12 protein-coding genes are annotated in these 16,519 nt (G+C 59.7%); 3 read left to right on the top strand and 9 right to left on the bottom strand.

Features of this window, described 5'->3' with window-relative positions; all coding sequences use genetic code 11:
• Positions 1–116: 116 nt before the first annotated feature.
• The 4 genes from AC1VWL_RS11555 to aceE form a co-directional block, all read right to left on the bottom strand.
• Positions 117–1,334, bottom strand: a complete 1,218-nt coding sequence (locus tag AC1VWL_RS11555) for a 5'-methylthioadenosine/S-adenosylhomocysteine nucleosidase family protein (protein WP_482986781.1) — start codon at positions 1,332–1,334, stop codon at positions 117–119.
• Positions 1,331–1,810, bottom strand: coding sequence for a response regulator (locus AC1VWL_RS11550; protein ID WP_482986780.1), 480 nt, complete (start codon positions 1,808–1,810; stop codon positions 1,331–1,333). The genes AC1VWL_RS11555 and AC1VWL_RS11550 overlap by 4 nt, the downstream gene beginning before the upstream one ends.
• Positions 1,807–5,202: a hypothetical protein gene (locus AC1VWL_RS11545; RefSeq protein WP_481614983.1), complete on the bottom strand. Its 3,396-nt coding sequence runs from the start codon at positions 5,200–5,202 to the stop codon at positions 1,807–1,809. The genes AC1VWL_RS11550 and AC1VWL_RS11545 overlap by 4 nt, the downstream gene beginning before the upstream one ends.
• 111 nt (positions 5,203–5,313) lie before the next feature.
• Positions 5,314–8,001, bottom strand: a complete 2,688-nt coding sequence (aceE, locus tag AC1VWL_RS11540; protein ID WP_482986779.1) for a pyruvate dehydrogenase (acetyl-transferring), homodimeric type — start codon at positions 7,999–8,001, stop codon at positions 5,314–5,316.
• 395 nt (positions 8,002–8,396) lie between these two features.
• On the opposite strand from aceE, the gene AC1VWL_RS11535 reads away from it, so the two are divergent.
• Positions 8,397–8,894 carry a PadR family transcriptional regulator gene (locus AC1VWL_RS11535; protein ID WP_482986778.1) on the top strand — a complete coding sequence of 166 codons (498 nt, stop codon included), beginning with the start codon at positions 8,397–8,399 and terminating at the stop codon, positions 8,892–8,894.
• A gap of 87 nt (positions 8,895–8,981) precedes the next feature.
• On the top strand, positions 8,982–9,773 hold the full coding sequence (locus AC1VWL_RS11530; RefSeq protein WP_482986777.1) for a siderophore-interacting protein: 792 nt from the start codon (positions 8,982–8,984) through the stop codon (positions 9,771–9,773).
• A 310-nt stretch (positions 9,774–10,083) separates the two neighbouring features.
• Here AC1VWL_RS11530 and AC1VWL_RS11525 read toward each other — a convergent pair whose 3' ends face one another.
• Complete coding sequence (locus tag AC1VWL_RS11525) at positions 10,084–10,845, bottom strand: porin family protein (RefSeq protein WP_482986776.1); 762 nt, start codon at positions 10,843–10,845, stop codon at positions 10,084–10,086.
• Positions 10,846–10,897: 52 nt separating this feature from the next.
• A complete protein-coding gene (locus AC1VWL_RS11520; RefSeq protein ID WP_482986775.1) occupies positions 10,898–11,959 on the bottom strand; it encodes a linear amide C-N hydrolase in 1,062 nt (353 codons plus the stop codon).
• A 161-nt stretch (positions 11,960–12,120) separates the two neighbouring features.
• Between AC1VWL_RS11520 and AC1VWL_RS11515 the strand changes: the two genes are divergently transcribed.
• Positions 12,121–12,447 (top strand): hypothetical protein, encoded by a 327-nt coding sequence (locus AC1VWL_RS11515; RefSeq protein WP_303748740.1) that lies wholly within the window; start codon positions 12,121–12,123, stop codon positions 12,445–12,447.
• A gap of 114 nt (positions 12,448–12,561) precedes the next feature.
• Here AC1VWL_RS11515 and dcp read toward each other — a convergent pair whose 3' ends face one another.
• The 3 genes from dcp to arfB all read right to left on the bottom strand — a co-directional run bounded on the left by dcp (position 12,562) and on the right by arfB (position 15,865).
• On the bottom strand, positions 12,562–14,721 hold the full coding sequence (gene dcp / locus AC1VWL_RS11510) for a peptidyl-dipeptidase Dcp (protein ID WP_482986774.1): 2,160 nt from the start codon (positions 14,719–14,721) through the stop codon (positions 12,562–12,564).
• A gap of 106 nt (positions 14,722–14,827) precedes the next feature.
• A complete protein-coding gene (locus AC1VWL_RS11505; protein ID WP_482986773.1) occupies positions 14,828–15,430 on the bottom strand; it encodes a lysophospholipid acyltransferase family protein in 603 nt (200 codons plus the stop codon).
• Between the two features lie 3 nt (positions 15,431–15,433).
• Positions 15,434–15,865 (bottom strand): alternative ribosome rescue aminoacyl-tRNA hydrolase ArfB, encoded by a 432-nt coding sequence (gene arfB, locus AC1VWL_RS11500; protein WP_482986772.1) that lies wholly within the window; start codon positions 15,863–15,865, stop codon positions 15,434–15,436.
• Between the last annotated feature and the right edge of the window lie 654 nt (positions 15,866–16,519).

Raw genomic sequence — 16,519 nt, 5'->3', positions numbered from 1 at the left:
CTTCGTTGCCCACACGCAGATCACAGGAGTCGAAGAAGAATCAACCTTACTCTGAACCCTGCTTTCCGCTAGTCTGCCGAGGACTCCCCACCCGAGCCAACCTCCTCCGACGCAAGCTATTTACCCTCAAAGTATCTTCTGATCAACTGGTCGACGACCGCCGCACTGGTATAAGAGGCATAAGCCTGATAGTCATCGTTTTTCTCCTCGTCTGCGAGATCGCAAACCGATTTCACTCCAACAAACAGCGGGCGGGGAGATCCAGCGATGGCACATGCAGAGGACACTCCATAGAACTCCATTTCCAAACCTAAGGCCGTTCGCTGCTGTTGAGACACCGCCTGAGCAAAGCCCGAATCAGCAACGACAGCGGAGCCGGATGCTACTGGGCCAATTTTCAAACTCAGCTCGTGGGTGGGGGCACATTGCCAAGAGTCCTTGATACCACGAAGCACGGCGCGGTCATCCGACAGCTGCTCCGCAATGGCTCTGAGCTCCGGAGCGGATTGTAAGTGATGCGGGGCCATCTCGAACCTAGCAGCACCGCCTTTATCGACTGATCTCTTGCCTGCTTGATAGTCCCACACCGGATCAGCAAAAATGACGTCTCCAAGACCGACCCTCCCCGGTATACCTGCACATATTCCAGGCATGATACAGAGCTCAGGTCGCAGAGCTGAGATGAGTTTGCTAGCTAGCACGCCAGAAGAGACCATCCCCATTCTTTGCGCGGCCGCTGCGACTACTCGTATCTCACGATTACCGCAACTGAGCTTGGCCTTCGAGATAAATGAAACTTCATCAAATGGGGTTTCTGACTCCCAGCTCCAGGATAAACGCTTAATCGCCTCAAGCTCGGGAACGCGAAGTGCACACACAATCAGCACATCGCATTCAGAAACCTTCTGCCTGGGTGCAGAACTTGCTGACCTTAGGTAGTTTACGCAATTCTTTACACGATCAACCCAACTTGAGTCGGTATCCTCCACCTTAATTACATTCCAAAGTCGTCCGTTGAACGCTTCAAACGCATCCACCAACCCCTCGTCGTAAGCGGTTAAACCAACAATCTGCTTTGGCAAGAAGTAATCGCCCCCAGCACAGATGTCGTCAATAAGGTCGATACACACCTGTGAGTCAGGATCGCCCTCCTGGCGAAATGGTATTAGCACATCAAGAAGCAGAAGGTCGTAAACACCAACCCTAAGGTGCTGTCTCGCAGAATATGAGCATCCAGCAGTATCTATATCGTCGCGTACTACGCCGATATCAGTAAGGGCTTTAATAATCTTCTTCAGCTTAGCCTGTGTGTCCTCGACAACTAAAATCTTCAACCCCCCCTCCTTATCACAAATTCATCCATGAGATCACTTAGAGCGATACGCCAGTCTGCGCTTGCGCTGTCAAACTCCACCAAACCAATGAACACGTCACCACTCTCCGCAGACAGCTCCTCACGCAGCTCGGACAGTAAGTACCAGTTTCCATCAATTGAAAAGTCCGCATACTGGGTGACAACTATCACCAGCGGGCTGTAATCGAGCCTTTCGATCTCACGAAGGATCTCCATCCCACCCGAACCTTGAGGCCTCCCTCCTCCCTCTCCCGCGGCTACGTCGAAGGTAGGAAGCGACATATCCAACAGCAGCAGGTCGAATACTCCACCTGCGAGCTTCGTCATAGCGGATTTTACAGAGGCAACCTCCGTGATAACGACCGACGGATACATGCTAGCGAAGAACTCGCGAATATGCTTCGACTTGTGTACGTCATCCTCTGCAAATAGGACAGAAAATGCTTTCTGAATCACGCCGCGCTCCTTTCATCGAGGACAAGGGAAAGTCTCACCTCAACAAAAAATTCCACCTCTGAAACAAACCCGAATTTCAAACCGCCGTGCTGCGACTGTTTGACAGTGGCCGCCAACTTCTTCAGCCCTGACTCACCTTCTTTTCTCAAACTCTGATCAATGCGTCCCTCGCGTATGTCCTCGCGAATAGATTCGACTTTTGCAGCACCGGACGCATATACCCCATTCCCCACTTCACTATTGACGCAAACGATCAATACCCCGGTCTCAGCATCGATCGCGGTTGAGATATTTACCCACGGGATGCCCGCGACGCCCGATTTCGTGTAAACATTCCCTAGTGCAACAAGTAGCACGTCCGCCAGGACAGGAATGTCCACTACTGTGATTGGAAAATCCTCAGCGAGATGCTGCCTAAGCTCTATAAGCCCGCCCTTATAGGCAGCCTTTGACGATTCTATGCCGATTGCTATTGCGTCTGACAATTTGTAAGTACGAGTCGCCGCTTGCGCCCCAGATCGTTCAAACCATTGGGCAACTAACTCTAGCTCTGCCAATACATCCCTGCCCGCTTGCTCGAGACCAGTCGAAAGCTGCGCGAGTTGTGGACACTTGGTCCTCTTAGCACTGACACTTGATCTCACTTTAGAGAACTCGGTGGATAGTACTAAAGCAGTGCGCTCCCGCAGATGACGCTTCACCGCATCTAAGGAGGGGTTCAAGAGCCCCCAGAATGTGGCAAACATTGATGTCAAGAAGCCCTCATAAGAGAGATCCACACGAACTATCGAGCGAATAGCGTGGTACTCTGCGGGAGAAAGATTGACGCCAAGCAGTCCGTTTTTCTTCTCCGCAGACCGAATTTGGACCACGTGGTTTTTTGTGTATAGAAGCTCGGAGTCAACGCTACGACTAAATTCCGCCATTGCCGCATTTATCTCAACTTGGTCAACGCTATCAATATCCGCAAAATCTTCCAGCCATTCAGCTGATGGCGCATAGACATCGCCCTGAGATTGGTAGATCACGCGATGTTGTTCGATGGCGCCTCGAAGGTGGCCAACAATTGAACCGTGTCTAATACGCTTGCTCAAATAGCTATCCAATCCATGAGCCGGGTCGGAAAGAAACTTTGAACAACTTTGTCCAATCATTTCAATTAGCAGCTGATCCGCCTCGCTCGTTGGAAATGTCAAACCTTCCGAAGCCAAATTTCCTTTAGCGGCCCGGCGAATTGCTTCATCAAACTCCTTAGCATCACTCGCAGCTGCAGGTGCCAATGCACGATACCGACTAAATGGCTCGGCAAGTTCAGACTTCAGCTGTTCCCGAATAGCCGCCTCGTCCACATAGATTCTGCTTTGATCGACTATCTTCCTTCCATCTTCAATCATTAGGGAGTGCGTTATATGAACGATTTCAGTGTCATAGTATTCGCTATTTATCGCATCAATTGAGCGAAGCTCGGAAAAAATCGCTCGCATTTCCATGCGAAGTTCTCGGACCCCGTTTATGGTGCGAATCATATCTACAATCTTATGCTCGCAAACCACCTTCCAAAAATGCTTCACAAGTGCCGCGCCGTTGCGCGAGCGATCTACCTCAGAAGGGTGCCTGATCCCCTGCGACTCCAAGAATGCGTCGAGTGAGAAGCGAAGAATGCTCCCCCATCCCTTACCGCCACCAGACCTCAGGAGGTAGTGGGAGGCCACTACGATTCTCAGGTCAGGCGCGCGCGTCTTAACATCATTCCACTTAACCCCAGCAGCGTATTCCCTGGCCCGCGGCGTCAAAGAGATGGACCCGAGTCTGACCACAGCCTCGGCGATCATTTTTAGGAAAACCTCTACGTCTCGCCACTTCGACGCGAGTTCGATACCCATCAGAAAAGCCATGTTGCTGATGGAGTCGCGGTCATCCGCGCACAGTGAAGCAAGTTCGTCGATAGTGGCCGCAGTATCTCCATTAGCAGCCGCACAGCAGGCAGCGGCCATTCTGCTTGCATCCGGCCCCAGTGAGGAAAATTCGGCCAGAACGCCTTCATTCACCAGATCGCGCATGACAGCTATGACGTCCCCAGATATGGAGAGCCGCGCCAAAAATGAACTACCCCTGAGGTATAGCGGGATAGAGTTAAGTGCTTCCTTAACTGCAATTTCGTCGAAGATGTCGGCTTTGGCAACGCGGGAGATTGCGTCCGCCAGAGCCCCATCATGAAAGTTGAGCGCAATTTTCTCCATCTCAGCGACGGCACGCGACTCCCCTAGCCCACCTCGAATCTTTTCCGATAGTTTGCATACAAGGACGTTGGAGAGGGACCTACGGTCACGTCCGATGTGCTGCAGCAATGGCACATGCTGTGCCCGACATAGGGCGGCCAAGAAAGTACCCTCTACACCTGCTGGTAGCCCAAGAGAATTGGCGCGAACTACCTTTCCATAGTCTCCGGAAACAAAGTGCTTCGCCATGACCATACTCGTGCTGGATGCGCTGGATCCAGCAAACCAAGCGTTCAGCCTTTGATCCCGGATTTCATTCAGCTCTCTCGCATATTTCTCAATGTCGACAGAGAGGGATACTTTCCCGGCACGAGCTGCCGTAATGAGGGACAAGAACGTCTCGTATACATCAATGTTCGCGTTGTTCTGTTCAACTCGAAGAATGTTGGCGATTGAGCTTTCATCTTCAGGCCACTGCCTAGTCAGGCGGTACTCGATGTAGGTCGCCAGCTCTTTATCTTTGATTCGCTGGCATCTCATTCGTACGTCGGATACAAAACGAGCAACCGATGTCGATGGTTCATTGCGGACACTGATGTAGTGGACTAAGAATGGAGCGACTCCGCCCTTGAGTATCGACTTTACGCCCGCTACATATGTCTTCTGGGCATGTAGTCCCCCCACGAATTGATGCAAGAATATTCTCTTTTCTATCATCCACATCGATTCGCCAAATTCTTCAGCGATATCGTCCATGATGCTGAATGCGTCTCGAGAGTGACCTCGCCATATACATTCGTCAACGGCCCTTGCACGATTTAGAACGTCATTAATTTCTTCGGCACCAGCCCTAATACGAGCGATATTCCAGAGTAGTTCCTCCTCTATCGGGAGCGGCGGCATCTCAACAAGGGCAGCTACGTTCGAGTAGCCCTTCATCGGCACCTGCCGAAGCATTTCGAAAGCAAAAGCATTGATATGACTGAAATATGCTTCATATGCATTCGCGGGTAGCGAACTACGAGCGCGCCCGTGCACGTCGCGCAAACCGCGAACTGCCCTGTAGGTCCTAACGCTGTGATCTACACCATAGGCGCGTTCACGAACGCTTCCAAACAAGCCGCGAAAGGAGCCGTACTTGATTGATTCCCTTGCATGTTTTTTTGATGCCATTTGCTTTCCCTGCAATGTAGTGCTGAAGTACCGGCCGACCCAGTCGGAGGTAGATATCCCTGCAAAAAGAAAGCGGCCACTGGGCCGCTTTCTTTAGTTCACAGGATTAAATCAAACCCCAACAGGATTAGCCTTCTCCGGATCAATCCCATACTGCTTGATAGCCCGGGCAACATCCTTGGCCGTCATCTTCCCATCCTTCGCAAGCGCCGCAATGGCCGCATGCGCGATGTAGTAACGGTCAACCTCGAAGAAGCGACGCAGGTTGGCGCGGGTGTCCGAACGACCGAAGCCATCCGTGCCCAGTACCGAATAGGTAGCCGGCACGAAGGCGCGGATTTGGTCGGTGTAGGCGCGCACGTAGTCGGTTGCGGCGATGACCGGGCCCTGGCGGCCTTCCAGCAGCTCGGTGACGTACGGCTTGCGCGGTTCGGCTTCCGGGTGCAGGCGGTTCCAGCGCTCGGCGTCGAAACCATCGCGACGCAGTTCGTTGAAGCTCGGGCAGCTCCAGATGTCGGCGGTGACGCCGAAATCCTTGTCCAGCAGTTCGGCCGCTGCAATGGCTTCGCGCAGGATGGTGCCGCTGCCCAGCAGCTGCACACGCAGCTCGCCCTTCTTCGGCTTGCCGGCGTCGGTGAGCAGGTACATGCCCTTGATGATGCCTTCGGCTGCGCCTTCCGGCATGGCCGGGTGGGCGTAGTTCTCGTTCATCAGGGTGATGTAGTAGTACTCGTCGATCTGGTCTTCCATCATGGCCTTGGTGCCGTGCTGGAGGATGACGGTTACTTCGAAACCGAAGGTCGGGTCGTAGCTGCGCACGTTCGGGATGCCGCCAGCGACGATGTGGCTGAAGCCATCTTCGTGCTGCAGGCCTTCACCGTTCAGCGTGGTGCGGCCGGCGGTACCGCCGAGCAGGAAGCCGCGGGTACGCATGTCCGCTGCCTGCCAGGCAATGTCGCCAATGCGCTGGAAGCCGAACATCGAGTAGTAGATGTAGAACGGCAGCATCGGCACGTTGCTGACCGAGTAGCTGGTACCGGCCGCCATCCACGAGGACATGGCACCCGGCTCGCTGATGCCCTGCTGCAGCACCTGGCCGCTCTGGTCTTCGCGGTAGTACATGAGCTGGTCGGCGTCGACCGGCTTGTACTTCTGGCCGTACGGCGCGTAGATGCCGATCTGGCGGAACAGGCCTTCCATGCCAAAGGTACGCGCTTCGTCGGCGACGATCGGCACCAGGCGCGGGCCCAGCTCCTTGTCACGCAGGCTGATGTTCAGCGTCTGCACGAAGGCCATGGTGGTGGAATAGGTGCGCTCGCCGGATTCCTTGAGCAGGCGCTCGTAGGTTTCCAGCTTCGGTGCGACGAAGGACTTGTCGGCCTTCTGGCGACGCTGCGGCAGGTAGCCGCCCATCGCAGCGCGACGCTCCTGCAGGTACTTCACTTCCGGCGAATCCGGGCCCGGGTGGTAGAACGGCACCTGGCCGTCCTTGAGCTGCTCGTCGGTGACCGGGATATTGAAGCGGTCGCGGAAATGGCGGACCGATTCGTCGTCCAGCTTCTTGGTCTGGTGGGTGGGATTGAGCGCTTCGCCAGCGCTGCCCATGCCGTAGCCCTTGACCGTCTTGGCCAGGATCACGGTCGGCATGCCCTTGGTGTTCACGGCCTGGTGGTAGGCGGCGTACACCTTGTGCGGGTCGTGGCCGCCACGGTTCAGGCGCCAGATGTCGTCGTCGGACAGACCGGCAACCATCGCTGCGGTTTCCGGGTACTTGCCGAAGAAATGCTCGCGCGTATAAGCGCCGCCGAAGGCCTTGCAGTTCTGGTATTCGCCGTCGACGGTTTCCATCATCAGCTTCTTCAGGACGCCATTGGTGTCCTTGGCCAGCAGGGCATCCCAGTAACCGCCCCACAGCAGCTTGATAACGTTCCAGCCGCCGCCACGGAACACGCCTTCCAGTTCCTGGATGATCTTGCCGTTGCCGCGCACCGGGCCATCAAGGCGCTGCAGGTTGCAGTTGACGACGAAGATCAGGTTGTCGAGGCCTTCGCGGCCGGCCAGGGCGATCGCGCCCAGGGTTTCCGGCTCGTCCGACTCGCCGTCGCCGATGAAGCACCACACCTTGCGGTCGCTCTTTTCGATCAGGCCGCGGTTTTCCAGGTAACGCAGGAACTGCGCCTGGTAGATGGCAGCCAGCGGGCCCAGGCCCATCGACACGGTCGGGGTCTGCCAGTAATCGGGCATCAGCCACGGGTGCGGGTACGACGACAGACCGCCGCCGTCCACTTCCATGCGGAACTTGTCCAGCTGCTGCTCGCTGATGCGGCCTTCCAGGTAGGAACGCGCATAGATACCCGGGGCGCTGTGGCCCTGGATGAACAGCAGGTCGCCCGGGTGGCTGTCACTCGGCGCGCGCCAGAAGTGGTTGAAGCCCACGTCATAGAGCGTGGCGCCCGATGCGAACGAGGCGATGTGGCCGCCCAGGTCGCCCGGCTTGCGGTTGGCGCGCACGACGGTGGCCATCGCGTTCCAACGGATGATGGAGCGGATGCGCCATTCCAGTTCCGCATTGCCGGGGCTCTTGGCTTCCAGCTGCGGCTCGATGGTGTTGACGTATTCGGTGGTGGGGGAGAACGGCAGGAACGCGCCCGAGCGACGGGTCAGTTCAACCATGCCTTCCAGCAACTGATGTGCGCGCTCGGGGCCCTCGACATCGATAACGGCCTTCAACGACTCGATCCACTCCTGGGTTTCCAGGGGATTCGTGTCGTTATCAAGCATCTCGTTCAACCAGTTCATTAGCGCTCCCAGTTACTGCACGCACGCGCGCGCTTGTCATTATTTTGAGCCGTAAAGTGTAGCGCACCCGGTACCTTGCCAAGCTGGCTACGCATGCGTATGGAGCGGCAAAAGCCAGTGTCTGCAAGACAGTTCGCGACAGTTCTCATGCGCCCACGAGGACAGCCGGAGACAGCTTCCGCACCCCTGCCAACATCCTTAATGGCGCTAAACACGGGGCGAAATTGCCATCTGCCGGGGTCAGCCCGATGACAGCGGGGCCAGCGAACGGCCCCACCACCCACCAGGAATGCCCACCTAGCTGGTCTGCACCGTCCCATGGGAGGCGCTGCCATTTGCGCCGGAAGAGTTTTCGATATATCGTTTTGCGCAAATTCGATATATCGAAAACCCTGATGACCAGCCCGGAACCCCGCCGCCCACCTACCCCGCGCCCCTTGGGCCGTGGCGATCTGCGCCTGTTGCTGCTGTCCCTGATCGGCGAGCAGCCGCGCCACGGCTACGAGTTGATCCAGCAGATCAGCGAGATGTTCGTGCGCGTCTACACGCCCAGCGCGGGCTCGGTGTATCCGCTGCTGGCCGACTTCGAGAAGCAGCGCTGGGTAAGCGCCGAGGAAGACGGCGGGCGCAAGCGCTACCACATCACCAACCTTGGCCAGGCCCAACTCAAGCTGCGCGCCGAGGACGTGGAAACCGCACGCATGCGAGCGCGCCACAACTCGCGCGTGATCGCCAGGGAAAGCCTGCCGGCGCCGCTACGCGATGCCATGCACCAGTTCACCCATTCGTTGATGTTGCGCAAGGGCGATTGGCAGGACGCCGATGTCGCGCGCATCGCCAGTTTGATTGCAGAGGCGACCGCGCTGGTACAGCAGCAGTCGCAGGAAAACTGATTCGCACCACCGTTATTCATTACGACCCAGCCAGAGCGATCCAGCCACGGTCTCCCGGCCTTGCCGACACTGACCCCAGGTACCCCCATGTCACAGCATGAAACCCAATTGATCCGCATGACCCCGCGTTTCCGCCAGCTGCAGGTAGTGCACACGGAACGCCTGACCCCGAACATGCAGCGCATCGTAGTAGGCGGCGATGCGCTGGAAGGTTTTGACAGCCGCTCACCGGATGACCATGTGAAGCTGTTTTTCGCCAATGCCGAAGGCGAATTTGTATTGCCGGAACTCACCGAGCAGGGCCCGCGCTATCCGGAAGGCAAGCAGCCTTCACCGGCGCGCGATTACACGCCGCGTTTTTACGATGCCGATGCTGGGGAACTGGTGTTGGATTTCGTGCTGCATGGTGATGGCCCGGCCACGAGTTGGGCAGCCACCGCCAAGGTTGGCGACGCGTTGGTGGTTGCCGGCCCGCGTGGTTCGCATGTGGTGGCCGATGACTTCGACTGCTATGTGCTGATTGGTGATGAGACGGCGTTGCCGGCGATTGCGCGGCGCTTGGAGGAGCTGCCGGAAGGTGCGGTGGCCGAGGTGTTCATCGAGATCCCGGAAGAAGGTGACCGGCAGCCGTTGGAGAGCGCGGCGCAGGTGACTGTTTCGTGGTTCGAGCGCAATGGCTTTGATGCGGCCAGCAGCACCTTGCTGGAGGATGCGCTGGTGGATTTCGAGCAGCCTGATGGTGATACGCATTACTGGATTGCCACCGAGTCCAAGCGTGCGCGGATGATGCGCAAGTTTGTGGAAGGGCATCTGCAGGTGCCGAAGGAATGGATTCGCGCTACGGGGTATTGGAAGGCGGATCCGAACGAGGTGGAGTGAAGCTTGAAGCCTGACCCTTCTCCCCTCGGGAGAAGGTGCCCGAAGAGCCTGCCCCCGCGAAGGCGGGGGGCGGATGAGGGTTGGTGCGAAGCACCTGCGGGGAATGATTGTCAGGAGCTTCGTCCCCACCCTCACCCCTCTCCCGGAGGGAGAGGGGCTTTAGCGCCTTCCTTCTCCCCTCGGGAGAAGGTGCCCGGAGGGCGGATGAGGGTTGGTGCGAAGCACCTGCGGGGAATGATTGTCGGGGGCTTCGCCTTACCCTCACCCCAACCCCTCTCCCGGAGGGAGAGGGGCTTTCAGGCTTCGGGCTTTATTGACCCGCGCCGAAGCGGTAGGTCACGCCCAGCATCGGGCCGGACAGGGACACGTCCAGACGCTTGCCCTTGTCGCGGTAATCCAGGCTCTGGTGGCGGTAGCCCATCGATACGAACAAGTTATCCGTCGCCTGGTAGTTGGCCAGCGCCAACAGCTGCCAGGTCGAATCCGAACCCACACCAAAACCGCCTACATCCACATAGGCAATGCTGCTCCAGCGCGGGCTCAGCGTCTGCCGCCAGCGCACGCCGGCAATCGGGTCAACGAAGGTGGAATCCGAACGCGCCGATACCAGGCCGGGCACGTTCACCGCTGCATTGATGTCCCAATAACGCGCGCCCGCCAACAGATCGATGCCGGTGCGCTCGTTCGCCGACCAAGCATAGCCTGCAGTCACCGTTGCCGAGGTCTGCTTCACCTTCACGTTGGCTGCCAGGCCAATCGGCAGCGGTGTCGAATCGGAGGTGGATGCGTGGGTGAAGTCAGCCTGCAGCACGAAGTTGCCGCGGCGTGCGGTGCCGGTGATGAAGGCGGCGGCATCCAGGCTGTCCATCAGCTCGGAGAACGACTTGTGCACGTCCGCCATCGGCGCGCCGCGGAACGGCCTTACCTGCCCTTCCATGCCGCTCATCCACACATAAGGCGTGGCCTGGAAGCGCCAGCTGTCGTCGTTGTCGTTGCTCTGTGCGTGCGCGAGCGGCATGCCGCCAATTGCCAGCAGCAGGCACAGGTATTTGCGGATGAATCGGGTTTTCATTGAAGCTCCATATGATGCGTGCCCGCTTGCACGGGCACGCCGATTGCTCGCCTTATACGCCCAGGAAACGGAAGGGCTTGGCGTCCTTGAACTGGGCGTTGGCTTCACCCGAGTAGATGGTGCGCTGCTGGTTGCCAAGATCAAGACGCTTCACCTTGCCGCGCTCGCTGAAATCGATCTTCTTCAAATCCACCCAGAACACATTGGGTGCCAGCGCGGATTCGAAGTAATAGCGCATGCGCGACTGGTCGGAGACCGTGCGCCAGCGCGTCGAGGAGATATTCGGCTGGTCCGGGGTGGTGATGCCGTAGGGCACCGATACATTGCGGATCACGCCGAACACGCTGGCAGTGGATTCCACCGGGTCGGTCGACTTGGGAATGGCGTCGATATAGAAGGCAGCGCGCGCGAAGCGATCCGAGGCACGGTTGGTGCCCGGCAACATCACCGTGCCGCCGATCTGCCGCCAATAGGTTTCCAGGGCCAGCTGCTCTTCGAAGATCGGCGAGTTGGTCATCACCTTGTAGTCGCGGCTGTGATGGATGACCTGCTTGCCCTTGATGTATTCGATGATGGCGCTGTCGCCACTGGCATCGGAGATGGACAGGTGCAAGGTGGCAAGGCGCTGCTCACCGGGCGCTGCATCGCTGACCAGGGTGAAGGGCTCGGCGCTCAGTACCTTCACCGCTTCCTCGACGGTGGCGAAGTTGTCGAGCATGTACTGCGTCCACACCGAGATGGCCAGACCGGGCTTGCCGCTGTTGCGCTCGGGATATTCGGACTCGGCCAACCACAGCAGGTTGGCGACCAGGCCTGCTTCGTTCATGCCGTCGGTGGTGGAGATGTCGTAGGCGCTGGCAATGACGCTGCCGTAGCGCGAGGTCCACTTCAGCGTGTCCGGGCCGGTCTCGCCGGTGCGCTGCATGCCACGCGGGAACATCCACAGATGGGTGCCGGTATCGATCTTGTAGTCCATCGAACGGCCGGTGAAGATTTCATTGCCAGCACCGTGGTAGACGAAACGGGTGCAGGCATCGGCCTCGGGCTGCACGCCTGCCATACCGAAAAGTACGGTGGCACAGGCGGCAATAATGGATCGCTTGGCTGATTTCATGGGGTTAGCTTCCTTTGCTGGATCAGGTCAGAGATGCAATCGGAATGATCCTAACAGCCATTCATTGTCCTGCCGCGACTTGGTTGGCAGTCCTGCAAAACAGCAACCAGACAATTGGCCGCTGCTATGCTCAGCGCATATTCGAACGGAGGAACTGCCCCATGCCTCAAATCACACCACATCACACCGCTGCCATCCTCCGCCCGTTGCTGGTCGGCGGCCTGCTGAGCATCGCCCTGAGCGGCTGCCTGAGCGCACCGCCGCTTAGCGACGATCCCGATTTCGGCCGCTGCAGCGATGCCTCCCTGCAATGGGCGGTTGGCACGGTGAATGACGAAGCCACCGTGCGTCGCCTGAAGACCGAGAGCGGTGCCGGCCTGGTCAATCCGATCAGCCCGACCACGATTGTTTCCCGCGATATCCGCCAGGACCGCCTGCGCGTCTACACCGATGCCAACAACGTCATCACCAAGGTGCGTTGCGAGTAAATCCAGCGCGCTGCAACTCGCAGCACGGCACACGCACAAACACGAACGGCAGGGTTTCCCCTGCCGTTCGTCGTTTCACACGCTCACAAGTGCGAGCGCTTGTTTCAAGGCCGCTTACTTCAAACCGCGGTTGTGCAGCAGCGGCTCGACGCTCGGGTCCTTGCCGCGGAAATCGCGGTAGGCCGTCGCCAGATCACGCGTATTGCCGATCGACAGGATCTTGTCGCGGAACACCTGGCCGTTCTCACGGGTCAGGCCGCCATTCTCCTTGAACCACTCGAAGGCATCGTGGTCGATCATCTCCGCCCAGAAATAGGCGTAGTAACCGGCCGAATAACCGCCGCCCCAGATATGGTCGAAGTAGCTGCTGCGGTAACGCGGCGGCACCTGGGCCAGATCCACCTTGTAGCGCTTCAGCGCATCGGCTTCGAACTTGTCCACGTCCTGCAGCGGTGCGTCAGCGCCCTGCGTATGCCAGGCCAGGTCGAGCAGCGCCGCCGACAGGTATTCGGTGGTCATGTAACCCTGGTTGAAGGTCTTGGCCTTGGCGATCTTGTCGACCAGCTCCTGCGGCATCGCTGCCTTGGTCTGGTAGTGCTTGGCGTAGTTGGCGAACACCTTCGGGTCCGAAGCCCAGTGCTCGTTGAACTGCGACGGGAACTCGACGAAGTCACGCGGCACGCCGGTGCCGGCCACGCTCGGGTACTTGGTGTTGGAGAACATGCCATGCAGGGCGTGGCCGAACTCGTGGAACATGGTGGTCACGTCGTCCCAGCTCAGCAGCGCGGGCTGGCCGGCGGCAGGCTTGGTGAAGTTGCTGACGTTGTAGACCACCGGCTTGGTGCCGGTCAGGCCGTCCTGCTCGACGAACACGTCCATCCAGGCGCCACCGGACTTGCTGTCGCGCTTGTAGAAGTCGGCGTAGAACAGCGCCAGCGGCTGGCCGTTGGCGTCGGTGACTTCAAACACGCGCACGTCCGGGTGATACACCGGCAGGTCCTTGCGCTCCTTGAAGGTCAGGCCGTAGAGCTGGTTGGCGGCGTAGAAAACGCCGTTCTGCAGCACGTTGTCCAGCTCGAAGTAGGGCTTGATCTGCGACTCGTCGAGGTCGTACTTGGCCTTGCGCACCTGCTCGGCGTAGAAGTCCCAATCCGATGCGGAGGCCTTGAAGCCGCCCTTCTGTGCGTCGATCACCTTCTGGATCTCGGCCAGCTCACCGCGTGCCTTGGCGGTGGCCGCCGGCACGGTGTCGGTCAGCAGCTTGAGCGCATGCTCCGGCGTCTGCGCCATCTGGTCGGTGAGGTTGTAGGCGGCGTAGTTCGGGAAGCCGAGCAACTTGGCCTTGGCCGCACGCAGCTGGGCCAGGCGCTGGATGATGGCACGGGTGTCGTTGGCATCACCGTGCTCGGTGCGGGTCTCCGAGGCCTGCAGCACCTTGGCGCGCACGTCGCGGTCCTGCAGCGAGCCGAGTGCCGGCTGCTGGGTGGTGTTCTGCAGGCTCAGCACCCACTTGCCGTTGAGCTTGCGGCCCTTGGCAGCGTCTTCGGCGGCGGCGATGTCGCCATCGGACAGGCCGGCCAGCTGCGCCTTGTCATCGATGACCACCGCACCGGCGGCGGTGGCCGCGACCAGCTTGTTGTGGAAGTCGTTGGACAAGGTGGCTTCTTCGGCGTTGTACTGCTTCAGCGTTTCCTTGTCGGTATCGCTGAGCTCGGCACCGGCCTTGACGAAGCCCTTGTAGGTTTCCTCGACCACGCGCAGCTGCTCGGCATCCAGGCCGGCTTCGACGCGGCCGTCATAGATGCTCTTGATGCGCGCGAACAGCTTGGCATCGAGGTGGATGGCATCACCATGCGCGGCCAGCTTGGGCACCACGTCTTCCTGGATCTTCTGCCGCTCCGGGTTGGTATCGGCCTGCACCACGCTGAAGAACACGCGGCTGACGCGGTCCAGGATGGCGCCGGACTTCTCCATCGGCAGCAAGGTGTTGTCGAAGGTGGCCGGCTGGGTGTTGTCGGTGATCTGCTTGATCTCGGCCAGCTGCTGGCGCATGCCTTCCTCGAAGGCCGGCAGGTAGTCGCTGTCCTTGATCTTGTCGAAGGCCGGCGCCTGGAACGGCAGCGAGCTGACAGTCATGAACGGGTTGGTGGAGGCATCGCCCGGCTTGGCGGCCTCCGCTGGTGCATTGGCGGTCACGGGGGCAGTGGACTCCTTGCCAGAACAGGCGGCCAGCGCAAGGCTGATGGCGGCGGCCAGGACAACGGTACGCGACATGAAACGGCTCCTTGGGAACGGGCTTCGAACAGCCCATCACCCTACTCCGTTCCCCTGTGAGCGGCATGTGCCGATGGTGGCGCCAAGCCGCGCCGGACGCGGCGGCTCAGCCGGTGCCGCGGTTGCGGCCCATCCATTGCCGGTACCACTGGCGAACGGCGGCCATGTCGGCCACGTCGTCACCGGTCGTATGGAACACCGGACCGAAGCCGATCACCTTTTCCGGGTAATGGAAATAGGCCGGGATGATGGGCACATCGGCCATGCGCGCGATTTTCAGGAAGCCGCCCTTCCATTCGGTCACCGGCTTGCGCGTGCCTTCCGGCGCCAGCGCATACCAGATCTGCTCGCTGTCGCGGATCATCGCCACCGCCTGGCCCACCGTGCCCTGCGGCGAACTGCGGTCCAGCGGCACCACGCCCATCCGCCGCAGCACCAGACTCAGCGGCCACCAGAACAGCTTGTCCTTGCCGAGGATGCGGGCTTCAAGGCCCAAGGCCATCTTTGCCGCCAGCCCCCACAGGCCATCCCAGTTGGACGAATGCGGCGCGGCGATCACCACCGCCTTGGCCAGGTCCGGAACCGGCCCGCGGATATGCCAGCCGCCCAGACGCAGCACGCTGCGCCCAAGCCAACGGCTGAAGGCGGCGCCTTTGCGCTGCGGCACGGCGGCTGGGACAACCGGAACGGTCGATGGCGTGTTGCTCAAGCACTACTCCCAATTACGTGTGGAACGGCCGCGCTTGACCTGCGCGCGTTCCTTTTTCTGATCCAGCCGGCGCAGCTTGGAGCCGTAGGTGGGCTTGGTCGCCACCCGTGGCTTGGGCACGCTCAGGCTGGCCTGGATGAAGCTGGCAAGGCGTTCCCGCGCATCCTGGCGGTTGCGGTCCTGGGTGCGGAAGCGCTGCGCGTCGATCACCAGCACGCCTTCGCTGGTCACCCGGCGGTCGCGGCGGGCGAGCAGGCGCTCGCGCAGTGGCTCGGGCAGGGACGGTGAGCCGGCGATGTCGAAACGCAGTTCCACCGCGGTGGAGACCTTGTTGACGTTCTGCCCGCCCGCGCCGGACGCGCGCACGAAACGCTCGACGATCTCCGTTTCCGGTATCGCCAATCGTTCCGAGATTTCAATCTGCTCCGTCGCCATCGGCGCATTGTAAGGGCTGTGGCGGTTTTAGCCGCCTCCCCGACAAAGCGCCGCTGTTGCCCCCTCCCTTGCGCGGAGCGCAGGGGAGAGCTGGGGAGGGGTGCCTTACGCGGCTGAAGTTGAGTGCCTGCGCTGGTTCTGAGTACCGGAGCTTGCGGGTTGGGTTTTGCTGGGCGACTGGAGCTTTAGAAGCACCCCTCCCCAGCCCTCCCCTTTGCTGCGCAAAAGGGAGGGAGCCCAAGCAAGAGCACCCCTCCCCAACCCTCCCCTTTGCTGCGCAAAAGGGAGGGAGCCCAAGCAAGAGCACCCCTCCCCAACCCTCCCCTTTGCTGCGCAAAAGGGAGGGAGCTCAAGCAAGAGCACCCCTCCCCAGCCCTCCCCTTTGCTGCGCAAAAGGGAGGGGGCGAAGCGTGCACTCGCTGGCCGTCTGCACATCGCAGCCATCGGCCCCCTCCCTTGCGCGTAGCGCAGGGGAGGGTTGGGGAGGGGTGCCTTTCGCGGCTGAGGTTGAGTGCGTGCGCTGGTTCTGACTACAGCGACTTGTGGCTGAGCTTTGCTGGGCCGCTGAGGCTTTAGAAGCACCCCTCCCCAACCCTCCCCTTTGCTACGCAAAAGGGAGGGGGCTCAAGCAAAGGCCCCCTTCCCCGGCCCTCC

This window comes from Stenotrophomonas sp. STEN063 (assembly GCF_056854515.1).
Note: the sequence above shows the minus strand (reverse complement) of the source record. Positions and strands in the feature narration are given on the sequence as shown.

Excerpts from the sequence above, each read along its gene's own strand:
- AC1VWL_RS11525 (WP_482986776.1), bottom strand. The coding sequence starts at position 10,845 with ATGAAAACCCGATTCATCCGCAAATACCTGTGCCTGCTGCTGGCAATT.
- AC1VWL_RS11515 (WP_303748740.1), top strand. The coding sequence starts at position 12,121 with ATGCCTCAAATCACACCACATCACACCGCTGCCATCCTCCGCCCGTTG.
- dcp (WP_482986774.1), bottom strand. The coding sequence starts at position 14,721 with ATGTCGCGTACCGTTGTCCTGGCCGCCGCCATCAGCCTTGCGCTGGCC.
- AC1VWL_RS11530 (WP_482986777.1), top strand. The coding sequence starts at position 8,982 with ATGTCACAGCATGAAACCCAATTGATCCGCATGACCCCGCGTTTCCGC.
- aceE (WP_482986779.1), bottom strand. The coding sequence starts at position 8,001 with ATGAACTGGTTGAACGAGATGCTTGATAACGACACGAATCCCCTGGAA.
- AC1VWL_RS11535 (WP_482986778.1), top strand. The coding sequence starts at position 8,397 with ATGACCAGCCCGGAACCCCGCCGCCCACCTACCCCGCGCCCCTTGGGC.
- AC1VWL_RS11520 (WP_482986775.1), bottom strand. The coding sequence starts at position 11,959 with ATGAAATCAGCCAAGCGATCCATTATTGCCGCCTGTGCCACCGTACTT.
- AC1VWL_RS11545 (WP_481614983.1), bottom strand. The coding sequence starts at position 5,202 with ATGGCATCAAAAAAACATGCAAGGGAATCAATCAAGTACGGCTCCTTT.
- arfB (WP_482986772.1), bottom strand. The coding sequence starts at position 15,865 with ATGGCGACGGAGCAGATTGAAATCTCGGAACGATTGGCGATACCGGAA.